Genomic DNA, 13,782 nt, shown 5'->3' on the forward strand with positions numbered 1-13,782 from the left:
AAAACGTTATGAGCTGAAAATTCAATTGTTATGCTCTTTAGCTATTTATTTGTTTCACGCTATTAGAGCATAAATGAAATTTTTCACAACTTGATTATACCTCTTTTTCTATCGTCCTTCTATTACCCGAACAGAAAAAGGCTACCAAATTGGAATTGGTAGCCTTTTTAATATATTATTCGTCTTTTTTAAATTGCTCACATTTTAATTCTAATTCATCTAACATTGCAAGAAGACGATCTACATCTTCTAATTCTACTTCTTCAGGTTCAATTGTATCAATTACTTCAATGAACATATTTAAACGTTCTTTTAAATATACTAATTGTGTATCTTTATCTTGAATTGCTTTTCCCATGAAGGCACTCTCCTTTTAATTCGAGTTGCTTTTATTATACCGCAAAAACGATTGCTATGGGCATGAAATTTCATCAATTTTGTCACAGTCATCCACTATAATGTAAGCCCTCTCTCTTTTCATGCTAAAAAGTTTCACTTTATAAAAAGCACATATTCTTCTATTATAGAGAATGGACAAATTGTTATTTCAATAGTCAAAGGAGTATTTCATATGACGATATCACAAAAAATGAAGCCGATTACTCCTTCTTACGATCCATGGGAAGCGTATATGGACCTTGAAGAGTACGGCAAACTACTATTAACAAATGTTGAATTTACAACGACGACGTTATGCAATATGCGCTGTGAGCATTGCGCTGTTGGTTACACGTTACAGCCGAAAGACCCAAATCCGCTTCCGATGGATCTTTTATTAAAACGATTAGATGAGATTCCTCATTTACGTTCTTTAAGTATTACTGGCGGAGAACCTATGCTTTCCAAAAAATCCGTCGACAACTATGTAACACCACTCTTAAAATATGCCCATGAACGAGGCGTTCGCACTCAAATCAACTCTAACTTAACTATAGATTTAGCACGTTATGAACAGATTATTCCTTATTTAGACGTATTGCATATCTCTCATAACTGGGGAACAATTGATGACTTCGTTGAAGGCGGATTTGCAATGATGGAGCGTAAGCCTACTTACGAACAACGTGCAAAATTATTCGAAAGAATGATTACAAATAGTAAGGCTTTATCAGATGCAGGTGTACTTGTATCGGCCGAAACAATGCTAAACAAAAGAACTCTACCACATATTGAACATATTCACCGCCAAATCGTCGAAGAGATGGGCTGTAAACGTCATGAAGTTCATCCAATGTATCCAAGTGACTTCGCGAGTAATCTAGAAATTTTAACAAAAGCTGAAATTCGTGATGCGATTGAACATTTACTAGAAATTCGCGATGAAAATGTATGGATGCTATTTGGAACTTTACCTTTCTATGCTTGTAGCGATGACGAGCGAGACATTGCCACATTTAAAAAGTTACAAGAGAGCAAAAATGTAACTGTTCGTAACGATCCAGATGGTCGTTCACGCTTAAATGTAAATATTTTTGATGGCAATATTATCGTTACTGATTTTGGTGATGTTCCACTTCTAGGAAACATACAAACAAACACATTACAAGAAGCGTATGAAAAATGGAGCGCTTCAAAAACAGCAAAATCATTAAGCTGTCACTGTCCTGCAGTAAAATGTCTTGGACCAAATGTTCTTGTAAAAAACAGCTACTATCCGACAGAAGATTTCTTATCAAAAACAGCAAACATTACATTATAAAAAAACGTCAGCTCATAAGCTGACGTTTTTTCATGTTATTGCGAGTGGGAAGAAGAAATGAATTTAAAATACAAATGATCATGAATTGGAATAGCAGCTCCAATTCCTTGAGAAGTAATATTTTTCACAACAAGTCTTTTTTGATTTCCCTTTAATACAAGATACACTTCTCCAAATGTTACTTTTCCTTTTTCATTTACTGCTGGTGTATAAGCGTATAAATATCCGAGTTGACTCGGGCTAATATTATACACACGCTCATGCCCAGTACCATAACCAATGGTCGTTTTAAACGAAAGGGGTAATTGTACTTTTTCAAGTGCTTTGAGAAGCATCATTTTTTTCACATCTGCAGCATCTTTCATATCTGCTGTTAAATCGCCTTCAACCGTCTTTTGTGTTTCTTGCTTATAGCGAAGTGGATATAAACGGTCTCCTCCGCGATTATCATACACATTTCGATTCACTTGTTTATATTCCCAATTAATCGATGTGTCTACTGATTCATAACGTAAAGCCCATTGACCTAAATAAATTTTTGCCCGATACCCTACTGCAAGCGGCGCATTTGAAATTGTCGTTTCATTAAACATCCGAATTAAGTCTGGATTTTCAATTTTAATATTAGCCGTTTTCAATAGCTCTTGAGCAAATTTACTTGGTTGTAAACGTGGCAAATCTTGCGCATCATTTGGAAATGTATTGTCTTTTGAAATATTTAAAACAGATGAAGGCATTTTTGTTCCTACTGTTGTCTTTGCAAAACTCATGTTAGGAAATAATAAAATAAACGAGACCATAGTTGAAAGGCATATGCTGTATACTCGTTTCACCTGTCTGGCTCCTTCCTATGTAGGTATATATACTACTTCGTTTATTGTTTTCTCTGAGCGCAATTGTTATGCCTATTTTTCATAATAAATAAAAACCAATTCCCATAATGACATACGCCGCTAGTAAAGTGCCACCTTCAAACCAGTTTGTATCTCCATCATTGGAAATCGCAATCGTTAAGAAAACGGCTGTAATCATAGACACAAGTTCTGGTATGGTAAATACTAAAGGCATCCTTTGTGCGAAGAACATAGATAGCAATACTAATACAGGAGCAACAAACATAGCGATTTGTAATGTAGAGCCTATTGCAATTTCGACTGCAATATTTACTTTATTTTTATAAGCCATAATAATTGCAGACGCATGTTCCGCTGCATTCCCAACAATTGCAACGATAATAACCCCTATAAATAACTCTGACCAGCCAAATGACTTTGCAACAGTTTCAAAAGTATGCACGAGTGCCTCTGACACATAAGCTACTGCCAGTGTTGCTATCGCTAAAATAAGGAGCGCCTTCCCTTTCGACCACTCTGGCTCTTCTTCATGCGCTACTTCGTCACTTTTATGTTGATATACACCACGGTGCGTAACTAACTTAAATAGTAATGCAGCAAGGTACATGATAATCATAATAATAGAAACACCTATACTTAATTGATACGTCTTGCCAGCGTCCATCTTCATTGAAAAGATCTCTGGAATAACAAAGGCCACAACAACAGCAAATATTAATAAAGCTGAATTATGCCTTGCATCATATACATTAAAACTTTGTCTTTTGTATTTAAGACCTCCAACAAAGAAAGATAACCCTCCTACTAATAATAAATTTCCAAGTACAGAACCCGTTAAAGAAGCTAACACCACTTCAATTAACCCTGCTTGAAGTGCAAAAATTGAAATGATAAGTTCAACAGCATTACCGAAAGTAGCATTTAATAACCCGCCTATTCTAGGACCAGAAACAATTGCTAAACTCTCTGTTGCTCTCCCCATAAAACCAGCTAATGCGATAATCGTAATACAATACACAGCAAACATAATTGTTTCTGGCCAATGAAGTGTTTTTCCAAGCACAGACAGTGGTACACCTATAAGCGCTACTATAAGAAATATTTTATTAAACATGCTTTTTCATCCTTCCATCGTATGTATTTCTCCTCAATATTATTATTATTATTCTCCTAACTTGTCCGATTTCATCACAATTACGTTTAAAAAATCGGATTGAAGAAAACAGTATGAAAGATATTTAAATTATCTTGTTTAAACAGACAGAATTATAAATTGTGAAAAGGGGTTAAAATTATGCACTTAAAAGAAAAAATCGCAACTATTATTCAAGGTCAACGTACTGGTGTATTATCTACAGTACGAAATGAGAAACCTCATAGCGCCTTTATGATGTTTTTCCATGAAGATTTTGTACTGTATGTTGCAACAGATCGACAATCAAAAAAGATAACAGATATTGAACAAAATCCTAATGTCCATGTACTACTCGGACGAGAAGGGAAAAAATTAGATGAAGATTATATTGAAGTTGAAGGATTGGCTTCAATCGAGGAAGACTCGACATTAAAAAACAAGTTTTGGAATAATAGCTTAAAACGTTGGTTACTCGGCCCTGAAGACCCTAATTACGTACTGATCAAAATCAATCCCGACACAATTTATTACATCGATGGTGCCGGTACGACGGAGCCTGAGTTTTTACGACTATAAAATAAAACAAGCCCCCTTAGGTGGGCTTGTTTTGTCGAAAAGTTCTTTTGAAAAAAACAATAAAATAGGTGGAACTTTCTAAAGATTCTGTTATATAATAGCAGTAACTTAAATAAACTGTATTAAAACAGATTGAGAGGAGAAATAAAATTGATGAAGAGAGAAGAACGCAAAAACATGATTGAGTTTATTGAAAAGAAAAAAGGGATTGAGCGTGACGAATTACTGTTTATGACAGACGATGAAGTAGAACATATTTATAATGTAACGTACTTTTTATATGAGGAAATTGCAGAGTAGTATAATAACCCCCACCTTATTAAAAATATAAGGTGGGGGTTATTTCGTTATTTAGCCCACTATTTACAGACAGTAAAACTCCCACCTTAAAATTCAGGTGGAGCAAGAAGTTAAGTTGAAGTCGTGCTTCCTATAAACCTCAATTGCTTCAACCTTATACATGAGAATCATTTTCATGTATAATACTGTAAGATTGGAGGAATTTTACTATGAGTTCGTGGCTCTTATTTGCCCTATTATCAGCAATTGCTGCTGCCCTTGTATCGATTTTTGGAAAGTTTGGTTTAGACGGCATCGATGCAAACGTTGCAACAACAATTCGATCTATTATTATGGCATTATTTATGATAGGCGTTATTATCATACAAGGTAAATTTCAAAATATCGGCGACGTACTGCTAAATAAAAAAGCACTGCTATTTATCACATTAAGTGGGGTTGCAGGTGCTTCGTCATGGCTATTTTATTTTCTTGCCCTCAAAACAGGAAAGGTTTCACAAGTAGCTCCTGTCGATAAATTAAGCGTCGTATTTTCTATCATTCTCGCTATGATTATCCTCGGTGAAAAGTTAAACTTTATGACCGGTGTTGGTGTAGTCTTTATTACAGCTGGTGTATTATTTATTGCTTTCAGCTAAAAAACCGCTATTAGCGGTTTTTCTTTTTCTTTATGTACAACCATACAACACATGTAACAACTGCTGAAATTAATAAAATCCATATTCCATAATGATGTAAACTATACTCAACGAAGCGCCACTTCTCGCCTAACTTCCAGCCAAGCCCAATAAAAACACTTATCCAAATGAGCGCACCACCGTAAGCGTATAAACAAAAACGCCAAAGTGTCAAATTTGATACCCCAGCAAAATATGCTGTTAAATGACGTACTCCCGGTATAAAATAACCAATCATTAAAAGAAATGGCCCATATTTTTCAAATAAAATATGTGTTTTTTCAATGTGATGTTCTTTAATTCTAATTTTCGGCCCATATTTCTTTAAAACAGGGAGCCCAAGTTTTAAACCTAATATGTAGCTTAACGTGATCCCTAACATCGCACCAGCCATCCCACTTAAAAAAGCAGCAGTTCCTGACATAACTCCTTTTGAAACATTATAACCAACAAAGGTCAATAAAAACTCGTCTGGTATCGGTAATCCGACAATCCCACCAGCCAAAGCTATAACAATTCCAAAATAGCCATAATGCGCGATTAACTCGCCAATATGTTGTTCCATTCGGAAGACACATCCTATGCACGATCGTTATTCCACATTGTACCCTTTCTATCTTTAAGGCAAACATGGTATACATATTCACTATACATTGTTTTTATAATGAACTCTACTTCTATTCTTTCCTTTAACAGAGATAAAGTGAAACTTTAATCAGTGGGAGTTTTGTTCATCCTCTACTAATTATTAACCTATGCCAATCTTGCTTCTACAGACATCCCGACTCCCACATAACTCACTTACATTCACCAATTTTGAGATTAGATTCTTACTGCACGCAAATGACCCGATAAAAAATAAAAATTCATATGCGTGTTTTTTTGTTACAATAAAGGAAAGTTACTTTTCGCAACGGTTTAACTCTCAAGAAAAATGATATATCTAGCAAAAACATAGTTTGGTCTATATAATGCAACTTCTACCTATTAAAAGAACATACACCCTTTTACATACAACATCATTTTTCTAAATTATACAGGGGGGAACGAACATGACCATTGAAAATCAATTTATTCAAAAAGTTTACTATAAAACATTTTTAACAGAAGAAACTTCTACTCCTGCATCGGAAGTACTCGGTGAAGCATATATAAATGAATCTAAAAATGAATTCTCCAACATTTCTAATATTCGATTTGCTCAAGGTGAATTTTATTATCAAAATAAAGATTTTGAAGCAGCTATATTTAAATGGGAAAAAGTAAATAATGCTCTTGCACTTTGGGCGACAAAAAATATTGCAGATGCTTATTTTGAACTAGGATTCTTATCAAAGGCAGAAGAAATTTATCAATCTATTCAAACGGAAGATACAACTCTTACGATGGAGGTTTCCTTACAACTTCTTTCTCTTTATATCGAACAAGATCGTTTAGGACTCGCTTTTAAGACGATTAGTGAAGCTGTTGCATTCCAACCGGATTACCCAAATATTACTGCAATTGCACGTTCTTTCTATGAAAAACAAGAAGATTGGAACAACGCTATCGAACTAGCTGTTCAAGAAGGTATTCGAACACAATCTTTACACTGGTTTGATACGTTAATAAATTACATAAACAAAGGATTTACAAAAAATATTAAGCCTGAATATTTCTATGAGTCTTTAAAAGCTCTATATGCTGTTGATCAAGCCCAATTTAAAGAACTTGTTATTGCTCTTTGGAATAGCTATCAACATGAATCCTTATACCTTCCTTGGATTCAAAGTATTAATCATTTATTCTTGCATATTGAAACAGACAATAATGACGATTGGAATGAAATTTGTACTCGCTATCAAGAAACATACTTTGCATTAATTACCGGAAATCACTTTATGCATGAATTAAACGGACTTGTACCAAATTTATTAACAAATTGGTTCAGTTTAACAAAAGCAAAAGATTCTCTAGTTGTCTCTGCAGCAGTGTTAGCATGGAATGAAGTCTCACCTACAACTTTAGAATCATTACTTGTAAAAAGTGCTGGTTCCTTACTTTCTAATACATCAGCTGAAGCAGATGTAAATATGGAAACAGTTTCTCATTTATTCGAAACAATCGCTGTATGGGCTGAGAAAAATGATGTAGATTTAAGTCATCAATTTACGCTACTCGTCCATGAACTATGTGATTTAAATGTCACACCACTACTAATAGCTGGAACTAGCGACCATGATAAAACATCATTTGTTAATTCAATATTGGGAGAGAACATCTTAACTGAAACTTTAACAACTCCTATTCTATTTAAAGACGCTAGTCAAACTGAAATTACAGAATTTACCGAGTTAGATATACGAAATATCTCTAACCTTGATGAATTCCATCAAATAACGTCTACATCTGCTCAGTCAGAACTTGAGAAAAAATGTATAGAAATTAAGCTACCAAGTAGGTTTTTAAGAAAAAATAAGTTTACATTTCTTATTACACCATCCATTCAAGAACAATTGGATAAAAACAATGCATACTTTGAATACTTACAAGCAGCAGATAGCCTTGTTTACGTATTAAATTCTTCTTCACCATTGCATAGTGAAGAAATTGATACGTTAATTTATTTACGTGAACAAGTACCAAACTTACAAATTCACTTCGTATTACATACAAATAATACGACTACTAATGAAAAACTAATTAATAAACTTAAAGCACATTTTCCAGATGCACAATTCTTCCCATACTCTCCTTCGCAAGAGAGTAGCCAGCAACTTGGAGATGTAACAGAATCTATTCTCTCTAATCTTGCAAAACGCGATATAGAAAAAGAACGTATAGAAAAGCTAATATGGTTTACGCAAAAGACAATTGCTTATCTCATAAATGAACGTGTGGAATTAGAAAATACATTAGTAAAATCCGTACGCTGGAATAAACACATCTCAGTGAAACTTACTGGATTTATTAATAACCTTACTGCTCTTGAAAAAGATAAAATTCGCTCTATTACCGAATCCTATCTTTTAATGAAAGAAGAAATTACACGAGATATACATTCTCAAATTCCTGAATTATTACAGAGCTGCTCTGATCTTGTTCAAGAAGATAGTGATTTCAAACTAGTTCATGAAGAATTAAATGCTGCAATGAATGAACGAGTTCAAAAGCATGTACAACAGGTACTTCTTCCTAAATTTACTGGTTCTATTCAAGAATGGATTGAAACAGCACATAATGAATTTATTCAAGCTCAAGCTTATTTAGATGAAATGAGTGAAACATTTAATAAATTATATAAAGAAGAACGTATGAAACTTCCTTGCGATTTCAAATTATTAGATGATTGGAATCGAGATGTTGTACGAATGACAAATCGAATTACAGTAACGAACATCAATATTTTATTACGCTTTACACCGACACAGTTTTTCTTAAAAAGTGCCGGAAAATTATTTGGTAATATGCAAAAAAACCAATCTATGCTCGCCAACAAATATAAACAATATATTGAAACAGAAGACTATACAGAAATTGCTCACACAATTTCAAAACAATTCTTCCTTCAATTTGAAGTATTTGAAGGTGCATTAGAACGTGATATCATGATGTTCTTCAAAGATCCACTTAACATATTGAAACAAAATGTAGATGCAGCTCAACTTGAGATAAAGGAAGACGAGCAAACATTAGCAACGCTAAGAAGCAATCCAGAAACATATCATGATCCTTTGGCGTTATTTAAACTACAATTGCTACAACATAAATTCGTTTTAAGTACTACAAAGAAATATGAAGATACCTTTGTATCTAACGAATCTCCTACTGTTTAACAAAAAAACCAAGCAAACTAAAATTTGCTTGGTTTTTTTACTTTATTATTTTCATATGTTCAAACGGATAATAAACGCCTGCTAACTTTCCTAACACATCTTCTCTATCAATAAAACCTAAACCATTTCTACTATCTTTACTTATTAAGCGATTATCTCCCATAACAAAAATCTTATTTTTAGGAACTGTAATCGGTCCAAAGTCCTCTGTTAAATTCATAAGTTTTTTTTCTGCTTGTTTTTTATTACTATCCAAATACTCTTCATCTTCTACTTCAGAATTTACATATAATTGATCATTTCTCATCTCAATTATATCTCCAGGCAATCCAATCACTCTTTTGACATAAAAATTATCTGTTTTCACAACAATAATGTCTTCTCTCCCATAGCTTTCAAATTGTTTTGCTAACTTATTAACAATCACCTTATCTCCATCTTTCAACGTTGGCCTCATAGATGCTCCTTTTACAGTCGTAGGGAAAAACACAAAAATTTTCGCCAAAAACACCAATAAACATGCAATTGCAATAGTTCCAAAGAATTCACGCCAACGTTTTTTCTTTTGCATCATTTCACCATCTCATCATCTTTTTACTTTTATTATAAATAATACAACTGATGATTTTCTACAAAATTATTAATTGTAAAATTATAAATTTTAAAATAATAATACTGATCAAATTAAACAAGCAAAAAAGATACCCTCAAAATAGTCTATCCACTATTTTGAGAGTATCTTTTTATAATCCCACATATACAATACACATTTGAGCAGCTACATATGTAAACCAAATCCAAAGTGGCTCATACTTCAATTTACGCCCTCCGATATCTGTCACGCCAATAATGAAATCAGAAATCACAAACAGTAAACCACCAAACGCTGGTATCCACCATATTCCTGTATTTTCATAATATAAGGCGAATGCAAAGCAAGCCATTCCTCCAACCCACAATCCGTAAATTAGAGCTCCTATCGTAAACAATTTATCCTGTTTATCATTTCGGATAAAGAAGAACCATCCTACAATTAGAAAGAGCCCATATACGAGTAAGCCAATTCAAAAACCATTCCACGAAATTCCTGTTTGCAAAAATGCTTTTACATAAAAACAATGAGCAAGAGCGAAAGTAACCATCCCACCAATTAACCTGTGACCAATTGGAATCAGCCCAGCCATAAACAAATCTCCCACAGTGGATAAAGTCATACCAAGTGCAACCCACGTACTATACTCTACAGATGGATCTTGTACCCATATCCAAATTGCACTACCTGTTAAAGAAAAACTAAGAATAAGACGGATTGCTAAAGGTAACGGCATATTATCTTTTGTTCTTTTTGTCTGCCGTATTGCATAAATTGCACCAATTAAAAAAAGAAGTATTTGCCCAATTAACAACACGTAAAGTAGATTCATAATATGTTCTCCTCAATAAATGCTTTTTGTATCTTTTTTCGTTACACTTAGTCTATTATCCTTTTTCTACAAAAAAAAAGAAGAACAGTACTGTTCTTCCATTGTAATCGCTTTTCTGCTCTCTATGCCACTTGTTTTTCTTGCTCCATTTTTTGCTTAGCTGGCGTTCGATTTACCACAATAATTCCCGCGGCTACACACGCTAAACCGAATAGCACAAATGAATGAATTGCTTCACCTAAAATCATGCTCGATAATAATACACCAAATACGGGTATAAAGAACATATACATAGATACTTTTCCAACCTTGTTGTATTTCATAATTGTATTCCAAATACAAAAACCAGCTGCAGATAAGAAAGATAAATAAATCAGCATAAGTAGTGCATGTAGACTAAATGTAAATGGCATTACTCCAACTTGTAAAGCCCCTATACATAATAATCCTATAGAACCAAACATCATTTGGTATGCTGTCATATAGCCAACATCTAATGTTTTACTACCTTCTTTTGCTAATATGTTTCCATATGAATACAGCATTGCTGCACTAAGAAGTAACAAGCTTCCGATTCCAAAATGAAATGATAAGCTACCATCACTCGGCACATTTACTAAAATGACGCCACAAAAACCAATCGATACCCCAATTATTTTTCTCATATTGAGGGCATCATCTTTATATAAAAAATGGGCGAGTAAAATTTGAAAGAATGATGATGTCCCTGAAATGATAGCTGCTTCAATTCCCGAACTATAACTCATTCCAATATAAAAACAGATATATTGAAGAAACGTTTGGAATAAACCAATTTGTATTAACTGTTTCCCCGTTCCTTTTTTGAAGCTCATATCTTTTCCTAACATTTTAAAGAATAATAAGAGCATGACTCCAGATAAAAGGAAACGATAACCGGCAAATAATATTTGCTCTCCAACTTCTTGTGGTTGAATTCCAAGTTCAACATAACTTAATTTAATAAAAGGAAATGCGCTTCCCCATAAAAAAGTTGCTACTATCGCAGCAATAAATACGCCAATCGGATGGGTAAAAAATTTCTCTGTCTTCACTTGTTGTCTTCCTTTCCGATCTTTTATGAACAATATTCATATATACCAGAGGAATTGCGAAAACACAAGTTTTCCGTTTATACTTGAAACAAAACCGTACCATCTCATAAAAACATATGATATACTATAGAATAATTACAACATAATAACTATTAAAAACAGATTCAACAGAAATGCTGCTATCCATTATGGATGGCAGCTTTCGTCGTTTTATAGGGGTTTCGATTTTGATTATTTTTCTCAATAAGAATTCGGAAGGAGCGAGTAGTAATGAACTCAGAAGTAAAAACGTTACACGCAAAAGAAACAATTTCTCATCCCTCTCTATGGGACACATTAAAAAAACATTATGAACTTGTATTTGCAGTAGCATCTGGTATTTTTATTTTAGTTGGTTGGTTATTCACAAAGAACGATGCAATGAATGTAGGTATTACTTGCTATATCCTTGCTTATATAGTTGGTGGATATGCAAAAGCGAAAGAAGGAATTGAAGATACGATTGAAGAAAAAGAGCTAAATGTTGAAATGCTAATGCTCTTTGCAGCTATTGGTGCTGCAATTATTGGCTATTGGGCAGAAGGGGCTATTTTAATCTTCATCTTTGCGCTCAGCGGTGCTATGGAATCTTATACGTTAAGTAAGAGCCAAAAAGAAATTTCCGCTCTTCTTGACTTACAACCTGAAGAAGCATTACGTATTTCCACCGGAACTGAGGAACGTGTTCCTGTTGGAGAGTTACAAATTAACGACATTATTTTAATTAAACCAGGTGAACGTGTTCCTGCTGACGGTACAATTCATAACGGTGAAACAAATATCGATGAGGCAGCAATCACAGGAGAACCTATTCCAAATGAGAAAAGACATGGCGATGAAGTATTTGCCGGTACTGTAAATTTACGTGGTGCTATCGAAGTTAAAATTACGAAGCCGAGCGATCAAACATTATTCCAAAAGATTATCCGTCTCGTCCAAAGTGCACAAAGTGAAAAATCACCATCACAACTATTCATCGAAAAGTTTGAAGGAACATACGTAAAAGGTGTACTACTCGTTGTTGCGCTTATGATGTTCGTTCCTCATTTCTTACTTGACTGGAGCTGGAATGAAACGTTTTATCGCGCTATGATCTTACTTGTAGTCGCATCTCCTTGTGCACTCGTTGCTGCCATTACACCAGCAACGTTATCTGCAATTTCTAACGGAGCGAGAAATGGGATTCTCTTTAAAGGTGGCGTACATTTAGAACGTCTCGCTTCAGTAAAAGCAATCGCCTTTGATAAAACAGGTACATTAACGGAAGGTAAACCTACCGTAACAGATATATATGTTCGAGAAAATATAACAGAAAAAGAAGTACTTTCTATTACAGCATCCATTGAAAGTCACTCTACACATCCTTTAGCTGAATCTATTGTTAAATATGCACAACATGCGTACGACATTACATTAAAAAAACCAGAAAAGGTTGAAGATGTAACTGGTTTTGGGCTAAAAGGAATATTGGAAAACACTGCTTATAAAATAGGTAAAGCTGATTTTATCGGTGAAGAAACCAAAACATTTCATAATGGTATTTCTGCCTCACTTGAAAAGGAAGGTAAAACTGTCGTTTATATTAGTGATGAAGGAGGCATTCTTGGACTTATCGCTTTAAAAGATACGCTTCGCCAAGAAACAATAGTTGCTATTCGTGAATTGCAAAGCATTGGTGTCGAAGCAATTATGATTACTGGTGATAATGAAGAAACGGCAAAAGCTATTGCCTCTGAAAGTAATATAAAAGAATATTACGCATCATGTTTACCAGAAACAAAAGTTGAAACGATTAAAAAGTTAAAAGAAAAATACGGTACAGTAGCAATGGTCGGAGACGGTATAAATGATGCACCTGCACTAGCTACTGCTAGCATTGGTGTCGCAATGGGAGAAGGAACAGATGTAGCTTTAGAAACTGCGGATGTTGTACTGATGAAAAACGAACTATCTCGTCTTTCTCAAGCGATCCGTCTATCAAAACGAATGAACCGTATTGTGAAGCAAAACGTAATCTTTTCGCTAGCCGTTATTGCCATGCTAATTTGTTCAAACTTCTTGCAATTTTTAGCTCTTCCATTCGGTGTTATTGGCCATGAAGGAAGTACGATTCTTGTCATTTTGAATGGCTTACGATTATTAAAAGGAAGCAAATAAAGTGAAACTTTAATCAGTGGGGGTTTTCTTCAT

General features: G+C 34.2%; 12 protein-coding genes and 1 pseudogene. 6 read left to right on the forward strand and 7 right to left on the reverse strand.

The window, feature by feature from the left end; genetic code table 11:
* Nucleotides 1-175: 175 nt before the first annotated feature.
* Nucleotides 176-358 carry an SE1561 family protein gene (locus MR143_RS16885; RefSeq protein ID WP_000513558.1) on the reverse strand — a complete coding sequence of 61 codons (183 nt, stop codon included), beginning with the start codon at nt 356-358 and terminating at the stop codon, nt 176-178.
* Nucleotides 359-571: 213 nt separating this feature from the next.
* On the opposite strand from MR143_RS16885, the gene yfkAB reads away from it, so the two are divergent.
* A complete protein-coding gene (yfkAB, locus tag MR143_RS16890) occupies nt 572-1,699 on the forward strand; it encodes a radical SAM/CxCxxxxC motif protein YfkAB (protein WP_000156023.1) in 1,128 nt (375 codons plus the stop codon).
* A gap of 35 nt (nt 1,700-1,734) precedes the next feature.
* Here the strand turns inward: yfkAB and MR143_RS16895 are convergent, their stop codons facing one another.
* Both MR143_RS16895 and cax read right to left on the reverse strand, forming a co-directional pair.
* The gene (locus tag MR143_RS16895) at nt 1,735-2,532 is read right to left on the reverse strand and encodes a YfkD famly protein (RefSeq protein WP_002163835.1); all 798 of its coding nucleotides are present in this window, start codon (nt 2,530-2,532) and stop codon (nt 1,735-1,737) included.
* A gap of 79 nt (nt 2,533-2,611) precedes the next feature.
* Complete coding sequence (gene cax, locus MR143_RS16900) at nt 2,612-3,667, reverse strand: calcium/proton exchanger (RefSeq protein ID WP_000482133.1); 1,056 nt, start codon at nt 3,665-3,667, stop codon at nt 2,612-2,614.
* A 180-nt stretch (nt 3,668-3,847) separates the two neighbouring features.
* Here cax and MR143_RS16905 point away from each other — a divergent pair, with 180 nt between their 5' ends.
* The 3 genes from MR143_RS16905 to MR143_RS16915 all read left to right on the forward strand — a co-directional run bounded on the left by MR143_RS16905 (nt 3,848) and on the right by MR143_RS16915 (nt 5,202).
* Nucleotides 3,848-4,264, forward strand: a complete 417-nt coding sequence (locus MR143_RS16905; RefSeq protein ID WP_000550220.1) for a pyridoxamine 5'-phosphate oxidase family protein — start codon at nt 3,848-3,850, stop codon at nt 4,262-4,264.
* Nucleotides 4,265-4,417: 153 nt separating this feature from the next.
* Entirely contained in the window at nt 4,418-4,564 is a 147-nt protein-coding gene (locus MR143_RS16910; protein WP_000817786.1) for a BH0509 family protein, read from the forward strand.
* A 209-nt stretch (nt 4,565-4,773) separates the two neighbouring features.
* Nucleotides 4,774-5,202: an EamA family transporter gene (locus MR143_RS16915; RefSeq protein WP_000100296.1), complete on the forward strand. Its 429-nt coding sequence runs from the start codon at nt 4,774-4,776 to the stop codon at nt 5,200-5,202.
* Between the two features lie 10 nt (nt 5,203-5,212).
* Here the strand turns inward: MR143_RS16915 and MR143_RS16920 are convergent, their stop codons facing one another.
* Nucleotides 5,213-5,806 carry a DedA family protein gene (locus MR143_RS16920; protein WP_000434878.1) on the reverse strand — a complete coding sequence of 198 codons (594 nt, stop codon included), beginning with the start codon at nt 5,804-5,806 and terminating at the stop codon, nt 5,213-5,215.
* A 487-nt stretch (nt 5,807-6,293) separates the two neighbouring features.
* Here MR143_RS16920 and MR143_RS16925 point away from each other — a divergent pair, with 487 nt between their 5' ends.
* Nucleotides 6,294-9,056: a tetratricopeptide repeat protein gene (locus MR143_RS16925; RefSeq protein WP_000151422.1), complete on the forward strand. Its 2,763-nt coding sequence runs from the start codon at nt 6,294-6,296 to the stop codon at nt 9,054-9,056.
* A 37-nt stretch (nt 9,057-9,093) separates the two neighbouring features.
* Here the strand turns inward: MR143_RS16925 and lepB are convergent, their stop codons facing one another.
* From lepB to MR143_RS16940, 3 genes and pseudogenes are all read right to left on the reverse strand, one after another.
* A complete protein-coding gene (gene lepB / locus MR143_RS16930) occupies nt 9,094-9,630 on the reverse strand; it encodes a signal peptidase I (RefSeq protein ID WP_002163834.1) in 537 nt (178 codons plus the stop codon).
* A gap of 169 nt (nt 9,631-9,799) precedes the next feature.
* A pseudogene (locus tag MR143_RS16935) lies at nt 9,800-10,480 on the reverse strand (lysoplasmalogenase).
* 122 nt (nt 10,481-10,602) lie between these two features.
* Nucleotides 10,603-11,553 carry a DMT family transporter gene (locus MR143_RS16940; RefSeq protein WP_199718186.1) on the reverse strand — a complete coding sequence of 317 codons (951 nt, stop codon included), beginning with the start codon at nt 11,551-11,553 and terminating at the stop codon, nt 10,603-10,605.
* A 270-nt stretch (nt 11,554-11,823) separates the two neighbouring features.
* Between MR143_RS16940 and MR143_RS16945 the strand changes: the two genes are divergently transcribed.
* Complete coding sequence (locus MR143_RS16945; protein WP_001083756.1) at nt 11,824-13,749, forward strand: heavy metal translocating P-type ATPase; 1,926 nt, start codon at nt 11,824-11,826, stop codon at nt 13,747-13,749.
* Nucleotides 13,750-13,782 lie beyond the last annotated feature (33 nt).

It is taken from the genome of Bacillus cereus group sp. BfR-BA-01347 (assembly GCF_022663835.1).
GTDB classification, from domain to species: Bacteria; Bacillota; Bacilli; order Bacillales; family Bacillaceae_G; genus Bacillus_A; species Bacillus_A thuringiensis_K.